The organism is Cysteiniphilum sp. 19S12-1, from assembly GCF_052030685.1.
Lineage (GTDB): Bacteria > Pseudomonadota > Gammaproteobacteria > Francisellales > Francisellaceae > Caedibacter.
In genome coordinates this window covers 1-17,201 of sequence record NZ_JBQAJM010000037.1, presented here as the reverse complement: position 1 = coordinate 17,201, position 17,201 = coordinate 1, and the positions used below count along the sequence as shown (strand labels likewise).

Sequence of the window (17,201 nt, the reverse complement as noted above, 5' to 3'; positions counted from 1 at the left end):
GTTACTCCATGATCTTAGATTACAAAAATAGAGTATCATAAAACAGCATAAAATAAAACCGCGTCAGGAATGCTCTCAGCGGATAATAATCAGTAGCACAACTAAAATAGCTAAGGATAAACCAATTGATTTATGCATGGTCATAAAAAATGCGCCATTGAGCTTAGCGAACAAGCCATCAAAGAAAAAACCAATTAAGAGTTGCAAGATGACACCAACAGCAATGAGTAAGTGTAACAGTCGAATAAGCAAATTATATTTCATTTTACAGTCCTTATTTTCAATAAATTTCCTAGGTTATATTGCTGTAGTATAAACAAAAAATCATAAATCACCATCAACTGCTAGGCGATGCTCGAAATAGTTTCTATACTTAGTGCTATCATTGGTAAAGAAGGACTAAGCTGCAATGAAGAAGTTATTTGGTTCATTAAGTAAGAAAACGCAAGATCAAGCATCTGATGTGGTGCTAGAAAATGACGAGTTTGATTCTGAAGAAGTATCAAACCAACAAAAAGGTAAAACTCCGCTAACAAAACAGCAGAAGCTTATGATTTTAGGTGGTCTGGGTGTGGCATGTGTGTTGGTGTTTCAATTGTTTATTATCAGCAATCAAAAAGAAATCCAAGCGCATCAAAAAGTGCTACAGTCGCATATTGAGGATCAGGCAGGTGCCATTAGAAATACGCTGTCAAATATCATTCACGCGGAAGCTGAAGAGGTGAGAAAGTCTGCAGATGCCAAAATTGCTGAATTAAAACAGATGATTTTAAATAGTAATACCGAGGCAGTAACGCAGTTACAGCAAATGCAAATGAAACTGGATGAAGTGCAAAAACAAACAAAGAGTTTAGATAAAGTCAGCGATGATTTAGCAAAGCAATTCTCAGCCAAGCTTGCGCAGATAGCAACAAGTAGCGCATCAAGTGACAAAAGTGCAGCTATGAAGTCAATTATAACTACGCCAATAACAGCGGATAAAGTAGCGACAAACTATAAGATTTATTCTGCTAATAGTTATGGTCTTGTATTGCAATCTGATAATGGTACATTCACCATTGCCAATATTGGCAAGATGTTGCCAGACTTGGGCGAGATTACGTCAATAACTGCAAACGAAGTAATTGCTGGGGATTATAAGATTATTGCTGACCCAAAAGGGTTTAAGCTTGATGAGTCAGCCGCAATTTCAGCGTATCAATAGCATGGAGAAAAATGTGCAGCAACATACGATTAATCATCCTATTGAAATTCAAGGTATTGGCTTACATTCAGGAGTCAATGTCAATATGCGCTTGTTGCCGGCTGCTGTTGATCAGGGGATTGTTTTTCGGCGCACGGATTTATCACAAGTGCATGATATTAAGATTACGCCATTTAATATTACTGAAGCAGTGATGTGTACATTGCTGGTCTCACCAAATGATAAAACGATAACGGTATCTACGATTGAACATCTAATGTCAGCGCTTTGTATGTTTCAGATTGACAATGTTATTGTTGAAGTTGATGCCCCAGAGCTGCCAGTCATGGATGGTAGTAGCATTGCCTTTGTTGAGGCTTTACAAGAAGTAGGCGTTAAAGCACAGGACAAAAAGCGTCAAGTGATTAAGGTGTTAAAGCCGATACGCGTCACTGATGAAGATAAGTTTGCAGAAATTTCCCCGAGTGATGAGACGAGTTATCGCTTTGAAATCAAATGGGATCACCCAGTGATTGCCGCTACTCCTTTAGTTGTCGAGTTCTCAGGTGAGCAAGAGGAATATATAACGCATGTCGCTAAGGCGCGTACTTTTGGTTTTGTTGAACAACTGGAATACTTGCATGCAAATAATCTGGCAAAAGGAGCATCACTTGATAATGCCGTTGGTGTCACTAGTGAGGGTGTTGCAAACCCTGAAGGTTTAAGATATCCCGATGAATTTGTAAAACATAAACTGCTAGATGCCATTGGTGATTTTTATGTCGGTGGCGCGATTTTGGGACATTTTAATTGTTACAAATCAGGACATACGCTCAATAACAAACTCTTAAGAGCTTTGTTTGCAGATAATAGCGCATGGAAGTTGCTTTAAAAGAGATAATATTGATCTCAAATAAACTTAGAATTGCTTTTGACTAAGGTAAGGGCAGAGATGCTGCCAAGCTTGTGTTAATATGGTTGCGTTCACCTAGTGAATACTTGATAATTGGTGACAGTTGTAAAGTTTCTAGTTGAAACTGTTAAAGTAAATCATGGTAAACGTAATGGATATAAGCTCGGTTACATTGAATAATCTCTATGTTTTTAAAGCGGTTATTGAAGTCGGTTCAGTATCGGAAGCCGCTAAGCTTTTAAATAAGAATCAGTCAACGGTAAGTGCTGCATTGAGACTGATTAGAAAGACATTTGGTGATGATGTGATGCAGATTCAGGATGGGCGCTGTGTGGCAACTGCCAAGGGTTTGCAGTTATGCAGCTATATTGGTCATATTGTTGGGCTAGCAAAACACAGTAGTGCGCAATCTGAGAAAAAGTGTTACAAAGTACTGACCAGTGATTTTTTCGCGCTGTTGTATATGCCTGAGTTTATTGAAGCTTGCAAAATCCATGATATTGAAATCGAAATGGAAGTATTGAAGCTTAAAGACTTAAATAAAGCACAATGCGATGTGAGCCAATTTGATTTATTTATTGGTATGGAAGATCGCGTGCTGAGTATTCCAACGCAACCATTGATGGAAACGCAATCTGTTGTGATCACAAGTCAGCAAAGTGATTTTGATAAAATGACTTTGGTTGATTATCTGCAGGCAAAACATATTACTATGCACGATAAAGAGACACCTTATATTCGCCAAACGATAGGACATCACCCGCGCAGTAAGGTGGTGCTGTCTAACAGTATTTTGACATCGATGAGTTTATTAAGCAGTATGCCTAATACTGTGATGTCTACCGAGCATCATTTATATGAATACTACCGTGATATTTTTAAGTTAAAGCGCGTGAACTTTGACTTTTCATTTGAAAAAAAGTTGGTTTTTTATAGTTGGCGAAAAACCGTGCATAGTGAGGAGCTGGCAAGGTTTTTTATGCAATGGTGGGAAGATAGGCTGCTGTCGGCTTAAAGTAGCTTATGTTAGATACTAACATTTGTATTTTTATCATTAATGAAAAGCCTCCGGCGGTGCTTGAAAGGTTTAAGCAATATAAGTTTAATGAAATAGCAATATCCTCTATTGTTTATTCTGAATTAGTTTATGGCGCCTATAAGAGCAAAAGAATTGATCAGAATATATCAGCATTGGCAGGATTTGTTGCTCCGCTGTCTATCGTCGAATTTGATCAGAATGCTGCAAATGATTTACTTATCGCTGCATATGCTAAATCTCTAAATATTCCATTAGTAACAAACAATACCAAAGATTTTAAAAAAGTAGATGGTCTTACTGTCCTTGACTGGGTTGATTTGCATATGTTTTGTTGGGGTGGCAAAGCTACCATTTAAGATGCCTGCTAAAATCGAGAAAAATAAAGCACTAATAATCGTCATTACAGTAGATGATAATCAAATGTTTTTCTTAGTGCGTCTTGCATTGACACTTTAGGTGCCCAATTAAGGTGTGTCTTAGCATTCTCAATTGAGGGCACTCGGCGATCAACATCTTGATAGCCTTCACCGTAATAGTCCCCTGCAGTTGTTGCAATAATTTTAGTATTCTCGGCACGTGCTTGATACTCAGGATAACGTTTCATTGCATCAACGGTTAACTCTGCGAGTTCTTTGATTGAATATTCATTATCTGGGTTGCCAATATTAAAAATACGGCGATGTGCCTCATTATCGCGTTTTTTAATAATTTCCATCAAAGCATCGATGCCATCATCAATATAGGTAAAGCAGCGACGTTGTGTGCCACCATCAACTAGTTGTAAATCTTTACCATCAATAATATTTGAGACAAATTGCGCTAATACGCGAGCACTTCCTTTTTTAGACGATTTGATTTCATCTTGCTTGGGACCAATCCAGTTAAACGGTCTAAATAACGTGTAATTAAGCCCTTCCTGCATGCCATAAGCGTGAATGACGCGATCAAGTAGCTGCTTAGAGCAAGAATAAATCCAACGTGGCTTATTGATAGGCCCTGTGACGAGCGCGCTGGTTTCCTCGTTAAATGGAATATCTTTGCTCATGCCATAGACTTCTGATGTCGATGGGAAGATAAGGTGTTTCTTATGCTTAACACATAGCTTTACAATGTCAACATTTGACTCATAATCGAGCTTATAGACAAATAATGGATCAGAGACATAAAGCGCTGGATTGGCAACAGCAACAAGCGGAAAAATAACATCACACTTTTGAATGTGTTCCTCAACCCACGCCATATTCTCAAGTACATTATCTTTGACAAAGTGTAAGCGTGGGTGATCCAAAAAATCAGTGATTTTATGATCAGAAAGATCCATGCCATAGATTTCCCAATCGGTATCTTTTAAGATTTTTTCAACCATACTGCTGCCAATAAAGCCATTGACACCTAAAACTAATAATTTAACGGACATATTGTTACCTTTTTTATTCATTTTCTTTTGTGTTTTCACTTTTTTCAGTTTTTTCAGCGTGCGACTTATTTTTTGATTCAGTCGTTGTTATGTAGTCTTTGATGATAAATCGTGGTCGCTTGCGTACTTCTTCATAAATCCGTCCGATATATTCACCAACAATACCAAGCCCCATTAAGAGCATGCCAATGAGGAAATACATGATTGCAAAAAGCGTAAATACGCCATCGGCATCAGGGCCAAAGGCAAGACGCTTTACAATCAGATAAATAAATAACAACATGCTTATAAATGACACGATCAAACCGGTCATTGTAAAGAACTCAAGAGGTGCCTTTGAGAAGTTGGCAAAGAAGTCAAAATTATAACGAATTAACTTATATAAATTATAGCTTGAAGTCCCTTCCTCACGCGCAGCATGGCGCACACCAACATCAGTTGGGTTTGACGAGAAGCTATGTGCTAATGCGGGTAAAAAAGTTGAGTTCTCACCAGTTGCAACAACGCGATCAATCACTTCACGCGTGTAAGCTCTAAGCATGCAACCCTCGTCAACCATATCAATGCCAGTTAATTTCAAACGCAATGAATTATGCAATTTGGAGACAAATAGACGCCATTTTTTATCTTGGCGATCCATGCGATAACCGCCAACAACATCATGTCCTTCTTCAATCTTTTCTAACAATAGTGGAATATCTTCTGGATAGTTTTGTAGATCAGCATCCATGGTCACGATAACATCACCATCAACATGCTCAAAGCCTGCCATAATTGCCATATGCTGACCAAAGTTGCGATTAAAATTAATTACCTTAACTTCACTTGGGCGCTTGTCATGCATTTCACGCAATAGATCAATTGATTTATCCTTACTGCCATCATTGGTAAAGATAACTTCATAAGGTTTGTTAATTGCGTCTAGTGCGGGGAAGAGGCGCTCAAAAAGGGTGGGCAGCACTTCTTCTTCATCGTATATCGGTATAACCACACTTAAATAAGGTTTGGTCATTTTAGCTCCTTTATTACTTAAATTTTTAATATCTTATACAGTGCTTCAAGCACATCATCTTGTTCGGCAAAGGTCATATCTGGGAAAAGCGGTAAGCTAATCACATTAGCACCAATTTCCTCGGCATTTGGGAAGTCACCTTTTTTAAAACCATATTTATTGGCGTAATAAGGATATAAATGCGCTGCTTCATAATGCACGCTACAACCGATATTATGTTGCTTTAGCTGACTCATTAATTCATCACGCGTGATTTTAGTCACTTGTGGATTTAAGGTCGGTGCAAATAAATGCCATGCATGCTTATGCTCAAACTTAGGTGCCTTTGGCAGAATAAGGGCATCAAAGTCTGCCAGTTTCTCATAATATCGTCTTGCTAATTGTGTGCGTTTTTCAATAAAACCATCTAAAGCAGGTAGCTGATGTATCCCAAGTGCTGCTTGCAAGTCCATCATATTGTATTTAAATCCGGGGTAAACGATCTGGTAATGTGCACTGCCTTCTTTACCAAAACGATTCCATGCTTCACGATCCATGCCATGAAAACGTGTCAAAGAAATATGTTTAGCAATCGTATCATCACGCGTCACAACACAACCTCCTTCACCAGTGGTCATGTTTTTATTCGGGTGAAAGCTAAAGATTTGCATATCACCAAATGTTCCCAGTTTTTTGCCTTTATACTCAGCACCAATCGAATGCGCTGCATCTTCGATCACCGTTAAATTATATTTTTTTGCTAACGCATAAATAGGATCCAAATCAACAGGTAATCCTGCGAAATGTACCGGCATAATCACTTTTGTATTAGGCGTGATTGCCGCTTCAATTTTTGTCACATCGATATTGTAAGTATCACGCTCCACATCGACAAGTTTCACTTTGGCGCCAACGATTTCAATGACATTTAAAGTGGCTGCAAAGGTCATCGGTGTCGTGATCACTTCGTCTTCCGGTGTTAAATCAAGTGCCAACAAAGCCAAATGCAATCCGGCAGTTGCGGAATTTAAACATAAGGCATGAGGCGCATTATGATATTCTTGAAGCATGCTTTCAAATTTCTTAAGCTTAGGTCCTGTTGTTAACCATCCCGAGCGTAAGCTATCAACGACATCAGCAATGGCTTCTTCTGAAATGCTTGGTTTGGCAAAGGGTAAAAATGTATCTCTCATTGATTGATCTCTATTATTGATTGATATTGATTTATGGTTTTGCAACCAGATAAACGCCTAAAATAATCACGAAAATTCCGGCAACACGCGTTGCAGTGAGTGTTTCTCCCAATAAAAAATAACCGGCAATCGCTGTTACAATGTAACCAATAGATACCATCGGATAGGCTAAGCCAACAGGCACACGTGACAGTACCATCAGCCATACTACAACACTGATGACGTAACACATAAGCCCTAAAATAACAAAATAATTTGTTGCCACCTTCCAACCAATCGGCCAAATGTTAGCAAGTGTGAAACTAAACTCACCAATGCGATCCATGCCAAACTTTAAAAACAACTGTGCTGAGGCATTTAATAGCACGCCACACAGCAATAAACTCCATACAACAAGGGTCATTTTTTATTATCCTCTTACAGCTTAAATGAAAACTTAAGCCGAAACCATATTCAATAGGTTAGCATTGTAATGACTTTAAGGATTAAAGACAAACACATCGCATTAAGAAAAACAACAACTGATCATAAGCTTTATATTACAAGGTTTGAGAGCACTTTCTGCTTCAGCAAGTTACTGCTGAATATAATTAACCAAGCTTTCTACTTCATCATGCTTTTGGTGATAGCGTGAGCTTGCCCATTTGGTTAAATCACCAATGGACAATAGTCCTAAAAAAGCGTTGTTGTCATCATAGATTGGTAAGTGACGGATGCGTTTTTCGGTCATGAGTTGTAAGGCTTCTTGCGCTGTTTGATTGTGGTTCATCGAAATGATCTGTTCGCTCATAATATCGGCGACAATATGCTTTTTTAAGTCCTGATTGCGCGCTGAAACTTTAAATAAAAAATCACGTTCAGTGATAATGCCATGGAATTGATCATTATCGATAACGAGTAGTGAACCGACTTTATGCTCAGCCATTTTTTGTGCAGCCTCAAATAAACTGCTATTGGCACTAATGCTAAAAACGCGTTTTTCTTTGTTAACGATTTCCTTGAGTTTGCTATGCATGGGGTTGCTCCTTATGGTTTATGTCAGAACATCGTGTTCTAGAGTATAGCCTAACGTTTGCAAGATAATTGTAAAGCGCAAATTGTATGGGTGATGGAAAAAATGCTTTTTTATTGTTGCGATTCGCAGGTGATGATGATAGCTTGTGTTTATTGTCATTGAAAAAGCTTAAGGAGGCTTGTGATGTTAAAAACAATCAAAAAACACATGATGCTTCCAGTTTCTTTTTTCCTTGAACTATCTCTTCTACGACTGCCTCGCTGGTAGGCAGCTATTTAATTTTCCCTTTATACTTTACAGTTGTATTTTATTATTACATTTAGGCAAACTAAGTAAATCACCTATTATTTTTGGAGGATAACGTAAGTGAGTGGGCAGGTCTATATTTGGCGAAATGGTCAATTTATCGAGAAAGAAAAAGCTGTTGTTAGTGTAATGACGCATGCGCTACACTATGGCTCAGCAGTTTTTGAAGGGATTCGCGCTTATAAAACAGTAAAAGGCACCGCGATTCTAAAGCTAAAAGAGCATATGCAGCGTTTTGATTATTCAATGCGAGCATTGGGTATGAATCGACCTTTTAGTGTTGAACAAATGTGTCAAGCAGTGATTGATACCGTTAAAAAAAGTGGACTTGAGTCGTGTTATATTCGACCATTGGCGTTTTATGGTGATAATCAAAGTGTGGGTGTGTTGCCAAAAACTGATCATCCGATTGATGTGATTATCTGGTGTTTGCCAATGGGACGTTATTTGGCAGCAGAAAGTGTTGATGTGATGGTCAGTAAATATATTCGTATTCATCCGCAATCGACGATATGTGACGCTAAAATATCAGGTCATTATGTCAATAGTATGCTTGCCAGTATGCAGATTCGTGGCACACATTATCATGAGTCTTTGCTGTTGGATGCTGATGGCAATGTTGCCGAGGGTGCTGCGCAAAATATTTTCTATGTTAAGAATAATGAAATTTTCACCACACCTTTGGGTACGATCTTAGATGGTATTACGCGACGGATGATTATCCAAATTGCCAAGGAGCAAGGTTATACAATCTACGAAAAATATTTCAAAGTTGAAGATATTATCGATGCTGATGAAGCGTTTTTTAGTGGTACAGCTGCCGAGATTACACCGATTCGTAGTATTGATGATCAAAAAATTGCAGGTCACGGTGAAATCGGGCGTGTTACTAAACATATCAAGCAGTGTTTTAGCGAAATCACGCAAGGCATTAAAGCATCTGATGCCTTAACCTACGTGTAGGGGCGTATGGCATACGCCCCTAAACAGAATTATTTTGAGGAAGGAGAGTTGATAATGAGTACACAAACTAAACAAAAAAAGCAAACCCATAAACAGCGTGTTTATATTTTTGATACCACATTGCGTGATGGTCAGCAATCACCAGGGGCTGGCATGAACTTTGAAGATAATATTGCTTATGCTGATTACGCGCATGCGCTAAATATCGATGTCTTAGAAGCAGGCTTTCCTTCGGCAAGCCAGCTGGATTTCCAAATTGTGCATACGATCTCTGAGCGTATGGTAAATCGACAGTCCAATATGATCATTGCCGGACTTTGCCAGTTAAGAGAAGCACAGGTTTTAAAGACAATGGAAGCATTAAAACCATCACTTGCTATTGGTAAAGCACGTATTCATGTCTACTTGCCGGTTGATCCTAATTTGGCTCAAGCGAGTTTAGGTGATAAAAATGATGAGCAAAAACACATTGATGAAGTCTATCGTTTGATTAAGATTGCAACGGATCAAGGCTATGAGGTCGAGTTTAGTGCTGAAGGTTATTCACGTTTAGCAGATGGTTTTGACTATGTTGCCGAATTATTTAAATCTGCGGTGAAAGCAGGAGCAACGATTATCAATTGCCCTGATACCATTGGTGGCGCTTGTGAGCGTGAAGGCGATGATTATTTTGTGAAGAATATGGCAAAACACGCCCGTATTATCAAAGAAACTTTCCCTGATAAAGATATTATATGGTCAGCGCATTGTCATAATGATTTTGGTTTGGCATTAGAGAATTCGATGAATGCGGTTTTTGATGGTCCGGCGCGTCAAGTTGAAGCATGCATTAATGGTGTGGGCGAGCGCGCGGGCAATGCCGCATTAGAGCAATGTGTGATGTTTATCGATGCTTTTGGTAAACAACAAGACGCGCATTACTACACTAATATCAATATCAATGGCTTGAAAGAAGTATCGGATTTTATTGCCCAAAAAATGCTCCCTAAACAACCACACTCACCGATTGTTGGTTTAAATGCAACACGACATACGTCAGGCGGACATACCAATGCAATCTTGAATAATCCCTTGGCTTATCAGCCATTTGATCCAAAATCCATCGGTAGTGAAATTTCCTTTGTGTTTGGTCCGTTATCCGGTGGTAATCACGCTAAGAAAATTATTGAAGACTTTGGCTACGTCTGTGAAGAACATGAAAAAGCAAAAATTGCTCAACAGATCAAAGATATATATCATGAGCGTCGCAAAGGGGTAACTGATCTTGAGTTATTAAGTGCCTATAAAAAAATACGTGCACCGATTAAGGCGAGCAAAATTGCGTATGGTAAATCAGAAGATAGCAGTTCTGTGACGATTACGGGACAGTTCTTTGATCAAGAAAATCTAAAAGTCGAGTTAGCAGGCGAAAACTCAGCACTTGCAGCATTACTTAATGCGACGGATAAATACATTCCAGGCATTGAGGTTAAAGATTATTATGCAAAATCTTTAACAGAAGCGGGAGTGCGTTCAAGCTCAGAGGCAACAATTATTGTTAGTGCGCCAAATCATAGTGCACATAAAGGCATTGCCAAAGATCATGATATTGAGATATCAGCATTGAAAGCATTTATCGAAGCAGTTAATCAGATGTATGTAGATGCTAACTATAGGACTCACAGCGAATCGATACAAATAAATCAACAAGAGGTGTCCCATGGCTAAAAATATTATTGATAAAATTTGGGGCCAGCATGTGGTGGAGTCACAAGCAGGCTTTCCAGATATTTTTTATATCGATCGGATGTTAATGCATGAGGTGACCTCTGCTCAAGCATTTGATAAGTTGCGTGAATTAAATATCCCAGTACGTAACCCGCAATCAATTGTTGCCACCCTAGATCACAGTATTTCGACTTCACCAATTGATCGCACTCAAATGAATGACCCTGTAGCTAAAGCACAAGTAGAAACGTTGCGTAAAAACACACAAGAATTTGGTGTTGAGCTATATGATTTTGACAGTCAATATCAAGGTATTGTTCATGTGATTGGACCTGAACTTGGGTTTACTTGGCCTGGGAGCACGATTGTCTGTGGTGATTCACACACTTCAACCCATGGTGCCTTTGGTGCATTGGCATTTGGCGTTGGCACTTCAGAAGTCGGACATGTTATGGCAACAAATTGCATTTTGCAATACCGCCCTAAAACCATGAAAGTTCATTTCAAAGGTAAGCCATCAAGCTATGCAACGGCAAAAGATATTGTGATGAAGCTCATTACTGAGATTGGTATTGGGGGAGCTACTGGGTTTGTGATCGAGTATAGCGGTGATGCAATTAAGGCATTATCGATGGAAGCACGAATGACTTTATGTAATATGTCGATTGAGTGTGGCGCAAGAGCCGGATTAATCGCGCCAGATGAGACAACCTTTAACTATCTCAAAGGGCGGAAATATGCTCCTGTCGCTGAGCATTGGGAAAATGCAGTGAACAAATGGCGTGACTTAAAGAGTGATGAAAACGCAAGCTATGATAAGGTTGTTGATATTGATATTGATGGCTTGCAACCAATGGTTACGTGGGGAATTAATCCACAACATGCCGTGGCAATCAATGAATCCATTCCATGCTTAACTAGCATTCCAAAGCATCAACAAAAATTAGCCAAAGAAGCCTATCGCTACACAGGTTTTAGTGAGAGTGAAGCCGTTTTGGGCAAAGCGATTCAATGGGCATTTGTTGGCAGTTGCACCAATGGACGCATTGAAGATATGCGCGCTGCCGCTGATGTGTTGAAAGGGCATAAGATTGCAGAAGGGGTAACGATGTATATCGTGCCAGGCTCTGAAAAAGTACGCGCGCAAGCGATTGCTGAGGGATTGGATAAGATATTTATCGAAGCGGGCGCTGAATTTAGAATGCCCGGTTGCTCAATGTGTCTTGCAATGAATGATGATAAAGTGCCCGCAGGACAGCGCTGTATCAGTACGTCAAATCGTAATTTCATAGGTCGTCAAGGCACGGGGAGCATTACCCATTTGGCATCACCACAAACGGTAGCAGCCAGTGCAATTAAAGGTGCGATTTGTAGTGTGGCACAGTTAGAACAAGAAGGAGTATTGGCATGAAAGCATTTCAAACGCTAACAAGTAAAGCGATTCCGATGTGGTTAAGCGATGTTGATACCGATATGATTATTCCGGCACAATACTTAACACAAACGACGATTGCCGGTTACGGCGAGCATCTTTTTACCCGTTTAAAATCAGCGGATTCTGAGTTTGTGTTTAACCAAGCACGGTTTAAAGATGCGCGAATCCTTATCAGTGGTAACAACTTTGGCTGTGGTTCCTCGAGAGAGCATGCCGTTTGGGCATTGCAACAAGCCGGTATTGATGTGATCTTGGCACCTTCTTTTTCGGATATCTTTTTTAATAACTCGGCTAAAAACGGTTTGTTATTGATTGCTTTAGATGGTGAGCTATTAGAGAAATGGTGTGAAAAAGCACAAAATGAAGATCTCGATATAACAGTTGATTTAGCTGCGCAAACCATTACTGCAGATGAAGCATCTTATTACTTTGACTATGATCCTTTTCGTAAAGAGTGTTTACTTAAAGGTCAAGATGATATGGGTTATTTATTGTCTAAAGATCATGAGATTAGTCGGTTTGAAACTCTATCAAAATGATGAATAAGTTTAACTGCCCCTCACCCGCACAGCTTATGCTACGCGATCTTTCCCGCAAGGGGAGAAGTAGATCAACTTGGCGTTTGCAAAACTAGCAGCTATCAAACTGGATTTAAATTTATACATTTAATCGATTGATTTCACATCACTAAACTCAATCAGCATTTGATTGCCTTGTGACTCATTGACAAAGATACGTGAAGCATATTTAGTCCCTGTCATCTCAATGCTTTTAATGGCTTTATCAAGTGGTGATCCTAATGACTTAAGGGCAATATGCCAAGTATCACCATTTTGCATAAAATAAATTTTAAAATACTGTTTTAAGGCATCGGTATTACCTTTGAATATTGATAAGAATACGGTCGTAAATGAAAAGACGATCGGTTGCTCTTTCTTGGTGATAACAACGGCAGTTTTGCCTTCAATCGATTGTTTAATGCTATCTTCAGTAACAATCAAGGTCGATTGGAACGGCTTTTCTTGCAGCCATTTTAAACCTTGCGTTTTTGATAACTCAAAGCGACCACTGGATTTAAGTGGTTTCGATAACAGCTTCATAAAGCGGGTTTGTGTGAAGTTGCCTGTAACATGGCTGATTTGTGCTTGTTGTTTTTGAACTTCAGTAAATGCCTGCTCATTGTGTGCCGATAGTGGATGATCGAAGATATTATCTGTCGAGGCGTGAGCTAAGTTCAATAGTATAAATAACATAAGAAAGGTAATGCTTAGGCGTTTAAAGAAAGCGTTAATCATGATGGAAACCTTCTATTTTTTGGATAAGAATTTTGGGTGATTGAAATTGTAATTCGTGATTGTGCAAAGTAACTGCAAGTTGGGTTGTTTGCCCTTTACTTAACTTTTGTTCTGTCGCTTTATCAAAGATCAGATAGCTTATTTTTAGCCGATTTTGATATTCGATAACTTGGCTGTGCACCTCAATAATCTGTCCAAAGCTTGCCGGTTTGATGTATTTGATCTGCAAATCAACCACTGGCCACATATAACCACTTTGCGCCATAGCGTAGTAGTTATAACCGATTTTATCTAAAAGCTCACAACGCGCGATTTCAAAATATTTGACATAATGGCCGTGCCAAGCGATTTGTAAACTATCAACATCAAAAAATGGTATCACGATATCGGTGATATGAGTGATCGGTTTATCCGTCATTAGACTGCCAAAAATCAAAAAAATTAAACCACTGTGTCGGGTATTTTAGGCAATATTCAGCAAGGAAGTCACTATATTGTTGCACATAATCAGCCAACTGCTCATGACGTTTATTACGTGGCAGGTTAATAGACTTAGCAAAAGGCTTGAAAACAACATCAAATTGTTTGCCCTTCTTAAGGCATAGCATTGTGTAAACGGGTGCTTTGAGTAGATGTGCTAATAAAAAACCGCCCTGTGGAAAGTAAGCATTCTTTCCTAAAAATTCAGCTTTTATGGTACGTTGGTTATTTGTCAGATTAGTAACTGGTGTACGATCACAAGCGATAATAATGATTTCGCCTTGATCTATCTTATGCTGCAACTGCATTGCTAAAGCCATATCAAAATGATTAACAGAGATTAGGCTCAACTGTGAGTTAGGATTAATTTGAGATAAGGTGTCATTGAATTTTTGTGCGTGTTGATTAAACACTAAAGCATTGATTCGGCTATTAGGATATGAGTTAGAAATCGCACGCATGACCTCAATTGTACCAAGGTGAGCAGTAAATATAATTGTTCCCTTTTTTTGATCAATGAGCTCAATTAACTCATGACGATTAGCAAAGTTTAAGTTTTTACGTGTAACTTGCCCATTCCAAACAGCTATTTTATCCACTAGACTTTTGCCAAAGTTAATAAAAATAGGCAATGGCTTAACCTCTATATCAATAGCTCGTTGTTTTGCATAAGCATGCAAATTTTGACAATAAATACGAATTGCTTGGCGTGCCTTACGACTAAATAGATAGAAATAGTATATGACCGGATAAGTCAAAAGATAGGCTAAATGTCGACCTAAAAGCTTTACTGTCCACAGTGTCAGCTTAAGTCCAATGGCATTCCCTTTTTCACGATGCTTTGACCAGTGAGTCTGTTTTGATTTTGCTTTGTCTGAATCATGCATGTTTTTTTATTTTGCGATTTTTACGTTTTCTAGACTTGAAATAATGTCGTGGCATATGATAAAACATGCCAAAAAAAAGTCGAGTGTGTAGCCAAGAAATACGCAAATTATCGCGCCATAAACGAAAGTGTGAGCGTCCACCAATAGGATAAATCACCTTGGTCGGAATATAATTAACATCAACGCCTTGCCAATATGCTTTTATTAGAATCTCAATATCAAAATCCATGCGCATGCCACGAATTTTTAACAGGATAGGTTGAAGTGCTTGTAGCGGATACACCCTAAAGCCACACATGCTTTCAGTGAGCCTTTTACTCCATGTCTCAATAGCGACCCAGAAATTGGTAATCTTGCGCCCATGCAAACGCGACTTAGGAATGCTTTGATCATAAATGGGCGCACCTGATATAAGTGAATAAGGCATGTCATAAGCCATTTGCAGAAATTTTGGGATATCTTCTAAATTGTGCTGATTATCCGCATCAACTTGTAAAGCATGTGTATAGCCACATGCTAATAACCATGCAAACCCAGCTAAAATAGCAGCACCTTTGCCAGAATTTTGAGGGAGTGAGATGCTTTTGACCCAATCAAATTTTGCAATGATATCATCAATAAAAGACTTTGTTTCGTTGTCACTACCATCATCGACAATAAGACAAGTTAAACCGTAAGGCTGTAATGCTAAAACAACCTGCTCTAAGGTGTCACCATGGTTATAAACAGGGATTAAAAAGGCGGGTTTCATAGTTTAATTTTACCGCTTGAGTAAGTAGCGTTGTCTTTATCAATATAGCGAAATGTCAAAAGGTTTGGTTTTTTGCTAATGCATAATTTTAATGTAGATCCGGGTAAAATCACGCGACTAAATTTAAGTTGTGGAATATTAGCAATGGTTTTTTTGTCAATTCCCAAAAAATGAGCCGCAAAAGCAATGACAAAGTCAGTCTGCGCAATACCGGGCAAAATAGGTGCGTTTTCAAAATGCCCTTTGAAAAAGATAAGATCACGATGAAAGTGAATATCCAGTTCAAGCCTAGTTTCATCCTCATTTTGTGTAACGCTTTGATGAATGATCTGTGGCAGGCGGGTATGATCGTTAATCATGAATATCACTTATTGTATTTATGCTATGAACAGCATCACAAAATGCTTTGATTTTTTGGCGGCATTTTATTCCTTTTTGTGACTCAACGCCACCGCTAACATCAACTGCATAGGGCTGGAGAGTTGTAATTGCCGATTGTACATTGTCTGCAGTGAGCCCTCCTGCAAGAATGATTTTCTGGCGCATGTCACTTGGAATAATTGACCAGTCAAAGGTTTGCCCTGAGCCACCGTAAAGATTTGGGTCATAGCTATCAATCAATAAACCTCGTGCCCTCGGGTGCGTATTTTGTGCATTGATAAGTGTATCAGCGTCTTTGGCACGAATTGCGCGAATATAAGGGAAATTAAATCGCTCACATTCTGAGGTGGTTTCATCGCCATGAAACTGAATAAGGCTGATATTGGCATCAATACCTGCTTGAATCGTTTGTTGTGGCGCATTGACAAAAAGCCCACAGCAGCTAACAAAAGGTGGTAGTTGACTGATGATTTGTTTGGCTTTAAGAGTATCAATAAATCGTGGTGATTTATCATAAAAGACAAACCCCAACGCATCAGCCCCACAGTCAATAGCATACAAGGCGTCATCAAGGTTGGTAATGCCACAAATTTTAATTCGGGTTTTAGGCATATTGGATTATGCCATAAAGTTAATCAATGCCGCGGCAACCATTGATGCGGTTGCAACAGTAACACCCGTAGTTGCTAGAAGTCCATCGACTTTAGTTAGGTGGAATTTCTTGCGATCTTCAACTTGAGGGTCTTTTTCACTGGTGGTTTCTTCGGTAAGTATCGAGATATATTGTGGGAATAGTGGCTCATCACCGAACTCGCCAGCTTCAAACCCTTCAGCCCAGTAGTTGTGCTCTACGGTTTTCTCTGGAAATGGATTTAGCTCATCAGATTGATTTTGTTGGCCATGGGCATAGCCTGACATCCATACTTTTTCCAACTCATCCAGTTTGTCGACTTGAGCAGAAAGAATAAGTTTTAATCTAGAATCAATTTCATTGGTTTGCATAACAGCTCCATGTTGCTTGTCATTTACCATAAGCGTGCCTAAAAGTTTATACCCATTACAAATCATTTTACAGAATTTTTTGCTTTGTATTTTGCGTGCTTTTGACAAGTTTAATTTTGATAATAGTCCTAGCTATTACCTGCAATTCAACTTGTCAAAATCTTCAGAGAGCATTCCTGACGCGGTTTTATTTTATGCTGTTTTATGATACTCTATTTTTGTAATCTAAGATCATGGAGTAAC

General features: G+C 38.9%; 22 protein-coding genes. 9 read left to right on the top strand and 13 right to left on the bottom strand.

Annotated elements, in window-relative coordinates; translation table 11 throughout:
• Window positions 1-75 precede the first annotated feature (75 nt).
• Window positions 76-264, bottom strand: a complete 189-nt coding sequence (locus ACTS4L_RS10125) for a cytochrome b/b6 domain-containing protein (protein ID WP_440617799.1) — start codon at window positions 262-264, stop codon at window positions 76-78.
• A gap of 145 nt (window positions 265-409) precedes the next feature.
• Here ACTS4L_RS10125 and ACTS4L_RS10120 point away from each other — a divergent pair, with 145 nt between their 5' ends.
• The 4 genes from ACTS4L_RS10120 to ACTS4L_RS10105 all read left to right on the top strand — a co-directional run bounded on the left by ACTS4L_RS10120 (window position 410) and on the right by ACTS4L_RS10105 (window position 3,491).
• Complete coding sequence (locus ACTS4L_RS10120; RefSeq protein ID WP_440617798.1) at window positions 410-1,204, top strand: hypothetical protein; 795 nt, start codon at window positions 410-412, stop codon at window positions 1,202-1,204.
• A 1-nt stretch (window position 1,205) separates the two neighbouring features.
• Complete coding sequence (gene lpxC, locus ACTS4L_RS10115) at window positions 1,206-2,075, top strand: UDP-3-O-acyl-N-acetylglucosamine deacetylase (protein WP_440617800.1); 870 nt, start codon at window positions 1,206-1,208, stop codon at window positions 2,073-2,075.
• Window positions 2,076-2,247: 172 nt separating this feature from the next.
• Window positions 2,248-3,111, top strand: coding sequence for a LysR family transcriptional regulator (locus tag ACTS4L_RS10110; RefSeq protein ID WP_440617797.1), 864 nt, complete (start codon window positions 2,248-2,250; stop codon window positions 3,109-3,111).
• Between the two features lie 8 nt (window positions 3,112-3,119).
• Window positions 3,120-3,491, top strand: a complete 372-nt coding sequence (locus ACTS4L_RS10105) for a type II toxin-antitoxin system VapC family toxin (protein ID WP_440617796.1) — start codon at window positions 3,120-3,122, stop codon at window positions 3,489-3,491.
• A gap of 44 nt (window positions 3,492-3,535) precedes the next feature.
• Here the strand turns inward: ACTS4L_RS10105 and ACTS4L_RS10100 are convergent, their stop codons facing one another.
• The 5 genes from ACTS4L_RS10100 to ACTS4L_RS10080 form a co-directional block, all read right to left on the bottom strand.
• The gene (locus ACTS4L_RS10100) at window positions 3,536-4,552 is read right to left on the bottom strand and encodes a bifunctional UDP-4-keto-pentose/UDP-xylose synthase (protein WP_440617795.1); all 1,017 of its coding nucleotides are present in this window, start codon (window positions 4,550-4,552) and stop codon (window positions 3,536-3,538) included.
• Window positions 4,553-4,565: 13 nt separating this feature from the next.
• Window positions 4,566-5,564, bottom strand: coding sequence for a glycosyltransferase (locus tag ACTS4L_RS10095; RefSeq protein ID WP_440617794.1), 999 nt, complete (start codon window positions 5,562-5,564; stop codon window positions 4,566-4,568).
• Between the two features lie 17 nt (window positions 5,565-5,581).
• Complete coding sequence (locus ACTS4L_RS10090; protein WP_440617793.1) at window positions 5,582-6,736, bottom strand: DegT/DnrJ/EryC1/StrS family aminotransferase; 1,155 nt, start codon at window positions 6,734-6,736, stop codon at window positions 5,582-5,584.
• Window positions 6,737-6,767: 31 nt separating this feature from the next.
• Window positions 6,768-7,139 carry an EamA family transporter gene (locus ACTS4L_RS10085; protein ID WP_440617792.1) on the bottom strand — a complete coding sequence of 124 codons (372 nt, stop codon included), beginning with the start codon at window positions 7,137-7,139 and terminating at the stop codon, window positions 6,768-6,770.
• A gap of 171 nt (window positions 7,140-7,310) precedes the next feature.
• Window positions 7,311-7,751 (bottom strand): CBS domain-containing protein, encoded by a 441-nt coding sequence (locus ACTS4L_RS10080; RefSeq protein ID WP_440617791.1) that lies wholly within the window; start codon window positions 7,749-7,751, stop codon window positions 7,311-7,313.
• 86 nt (window positions 7,752-7,837) lie between these two features.
• On the opposite strand from ACTS4L_RS10080, the gene ACTS4L_RS10075 reads away from it, so the two are divergent.
• The 5 genes from ACTS4L_RS10075 (at window position 7,838) to leuD (ending at window position 12,701) form a co-directional block, all read left to right on the top strand.
• Window positions 7,838-7,987, top strand: coding sequence for a hypothetical protein (locus tag ACTS4L_RS10075; protein WP_440617790.1), 150 nt, complete (start codon window positions 7,838-7,840; stop codon window positions 7,985-7,987).
• A 130-nt stretch (window positions 7,988-8,117) separates the two neighbouring features.
• The gene (locus ACTS4L_RS10070) at window positions 8,118-9,020 is read left to right on the top strand and encodes a branched-chain amino acid transaminase (RefSeq protein WP_440617789.1); all 903 of its coding nucleotides are present in this window, start codon (window positions 8,118-8,120) and stop codon (window positions 9,018-9,020) included.
• A gap of 54 nt (window positions 9,021-9,074) precedes the next feature.
• On the top strand, window positions 9,075-10,727 hold the full coding sequence (locus ACTS4L_RS10065) for a LeuA family protein (protein ID WP_440651991.1): 1,653 nt from the start codon (window positions 9,075-9,077) through the stop codon (window positions 10,725-10,727).
• Window positions 10,720-12,138, top strand: coding sequence for a 3-isopropylmalate dehydratase large subunit (gene leuC / locus ACTS4L_RS10060; protein ID WP_440617858.1), 1,419 nt, complete (start codon window positions 10,720-10,722; stop codon window positions 12,136-12,138). Before ACTS4L_RS10065 ends, leuC begins: the two co-directional genes overlap by 8 nt.
• Window positions 12,135-12,701, top strand: a complete 567-nt coding sequence (gene leuD, locus ACTS4L_RS10055; protein ID WP_440617859.1) for a 3-isopropylmalate dehydratase small subunit — start codon at window positions 12,135-12,137, stop codon at window positions 12,699-12,701. Before leuC ends, leuD begins: the two co-directional genes overlap by 4 nt.
• Before the next feature lie 126 nt (window positions 12,702-12,827).
• Here the strand turns inward: leuD and ACTS4L_RS10050 are convergent, their stop codons facing one another.
• The 7 genes from ACTS4L_RS10050 to ACTS4L_RS10020 are packed head-to-tail and all read right to left on the bottom strand — an operon-like array spanning window position 12,828 to window position 16,958.
• Complete coding sequence (locus tag ACTS4L_RS10050; RefSeq protein ID WP_440617860.1) at window positions 12,828-13,457, bottom strand: LolA family protein; 630 nt, start codon at window positions 13,455-13,457, stop codon at window positions 12,828-12,830.
• Window positions 13,450-13,875 carry an acyl-CoA thioesterase gene (locus ACTS4L_RS10045; protein WP_440617861.1) on the bottom strand — a complete coding sequence of 142 codons (426 nt, stop codon included), beginning with the start codon at window positions 13,873-13,875 and terminating at the stop codon, window positions 13,450-13,452. The genes ACTS4L_RS10050 and ACTS4L_RS10045 overlap by 8 nt, the downstream gene beginning before the upstream one ends.
• Window positions 13,865-14,824: an LpxL/LpxP family acyltransferase gene (locus ACTS4L_RS10040; RefSeq protein ID WP_440617862.1), complete on the bottom strand. Its 960-nt coding sequence runs from the start codon at window positions 14,822-14,824 to the stop codon at window positions 13,865-13,867. The genes ACTS4L_RS10045 and ACTS4L_RS10040 overlap by 11 nt, the downstream gene beginning before the upstream one ends.
• Complete coding sequence (locus ACTS4L_RS10035; protein WP_440617863.1) at window positions 14,817-15,575, bottom strand: glycosyltransferase family 2 protein; 759 nt, start codon at window positions 15,573-15,575, stop codon at window positions 14,817-14,819. Before ACTS4L_RS10035 ends, ACTS4L_RS10040 begins: the two co-directional genes overlap by 8 nt.
• A complete protein-coding gene (locus tag ACTS4L_RS10030) occupies window positions 15,572-15,934 on the bottom strand; it encodes an ApeI family dehydratase (RefSeq protein WP_440617864.1) in 363 nt (120 codons plus the stop codon). Before ACTS4L_RS10030 ends, ACTS4L_RS10035 begins: the two co-directional genes overlap by 4 nt.
• On the bottom strand, window positions 15,927-16,568 hold the full coding sequence (locus ACTS4L_RS10025; RefSeq protein WP_440651990.1) for a phosphoribosylanthranilate isomerase: 642 nt from the start codon (window positions 16,566-16,568) through the stop codon (window positions 15,927-15,929). Before ACTS4L_RS10025 ends, ACTS4L_RS10030 begins: the two co-directional genes overlap by 8 nt.
• Before the next feature lie 6 nt (window positions 16,569-16,574).
• The gene (locus ACTS4L_RS10020) at window positions 16,575-16,958 is read right to left on the bottom strand and encodes a hypothetical protein (RefSeq protein WP_440617866.1); all 384 of its coding nucleotides are present in this window, start codon (window positions 16,956-16,958) and stop codon (window positions 16,575-16,577) included.
• Window positions 16,959-17,201: the final 243 nt, after the last annotated feature.

Excerpts from the sequence above, each read along its gene's own strand:
- ACTS4L_RS10125 (WP_440617799.1), bottom strand. The coding sequence starts at position 264 with ATGAAATATAATTTGCTTATTCGACTGTTACACTTACTCATTGCTGTT.
- ACTS4L_RS10120 (WP_440617798.1), top strand. The coding sequence starts at position 410 with ATGAAGAAGTTATTTGGTTCATTAAGTAAGAAAACGCAAGATCAAGCA.
- lpxC (WP_440617800.1), top strand. The coding sequence starts at position 1,206 with ATGGAGAAAAATGTGCAGCAACATACGATTAATCATCCTATTGAAATT.
- ACTS4L_RS10110 (WP_440617797.1), top strand. The coding sequence starts at position 2,248 with ATGGATATAAGCTCGGTTACATTGAATAATCTCTATGTTTTTAAAGCG.
- ACTS4L_RS10105 (WP_440617796.1), top strand. The coding sequence starts at position 3,120 with ATGTTAGATACTAACATTTGTATTTTTATCATTAATGAAAAGCCTCCG.
- ACTS4L_RS10100 (WP_440617795.1), bottom strand. The coding sequence starts at position 4,552 with ATGTCCGTTAAATTATTAGTTTTAGGTGTCAATGGCTTTATTGGCAGC.
- ACTS4L_RS10095 (WP_440617794.1), bottom strand. The coding sequence starts at position 5,564 with ATGACCAAACCTTATTTAAGTGTGGTTATACCGATATACGATGAAGAA.
- ACTS4L_RS10090 (WP_440617793.1), bottom strand. The coding sequence starts at position 6,736 with ATGAGAGATACATTTTTACCCTTTGCCAAACCAAGCATTTCAGAAGAA.
- ACTS4L_RS10085 (WP_440617792.1), bottom strand. The coding sequence starts at position 7,139 with ATGACCCTTGTTGTATGGAGTTTATTGCTGTGTGGCGTGCTATTAAAT.
- ACTS4L_RS10080 (WP_440617791.1), bottom strand. The coding sequence starts at position 7,751 with ATGCATAGCAAACTCAAGGAAATCGTTAACAAAGAAAAACGCGTTTTT.
- ACTS4L_RS10075 (WP_440617790.1), top strand. The coding sequence starts at position 7,838 with ATGGGTGATGGAAAAAATGCTTTTTTATTGTTGCGATTCGCAGGTGAT.
- ACTS4L_RS10065 (WP_440651991.1), top strand. The coding sequence starts at position 9,075 with ATGAGTACACAAACTAAACAAAAAAAGCAAACCCATAAACAGCGTGTT.
- leuC (WP_440617858.1), top strand. The coding sequence starts at position 10,720 with ATGGCTAAAAATATTATTGATAAAATTTGGGGCCAGCATGTGGTGGAG.
- leuD (WP_440617859.1), top strand. The coding sequence starts at position 12,135 with ATGAAAGCATTTCAAACGCTAACAAGTAAAGCGATTCCGATGTGGTTA.
- ACTS4L_RS10050 (WP_440617860.1), bottom strand. The coding sequence starts at position 13,457 with ATGATTAACGCTTTCTTTAAACGCCTAAGCATTACCTTTCTTATGTTA.
- ACTS4L_RS10045 (WP_440617861.1), bottom strand. The coding sequence starts at position 13,875 with ATGACGGATAAACCGATCACTCATATCACCGATATCGTGATACCATTT.
- ACTS4L_RS10040 (WP_440617862.1), bottom strand. The coding sequence starts at position 14,824 with ATGCATGATTCAGACAAAGCAAAATCAAAACAGACTCACTGGTCAAAG.
- ACTS4L_RS10035 (WP_440617863.1), bottom strand. The coding sequence starts at position 15,575 with ATGAAACCCGCCTTTTTAATCCCTGTTTATAACCATGGTGACACCTTA.
- ACTS4L_RS10030 (WP_440617864.1), bottom strand. The coding sequence starts at position 15,934 with ATGATTAACGATCATACCCGCCTGCCACAGATCATTCATCAAAGCGTT.
- ACTS4L_RS10025 (WP_440651990.1), bottom strand. The coding sequence starts at position 16,568 with ATGCCTAAAACCCGAATTAAAATTTGTGGCATTACCAACCTTGATGAC.
- ACTS4L_RS10020 (WP_440617866.1), bottom strand. The coding sequence starts at position 16,958 with ATGCAAACCAATGAAATTGATTCTAGATTAAAACTTATTCTTTCTGCT.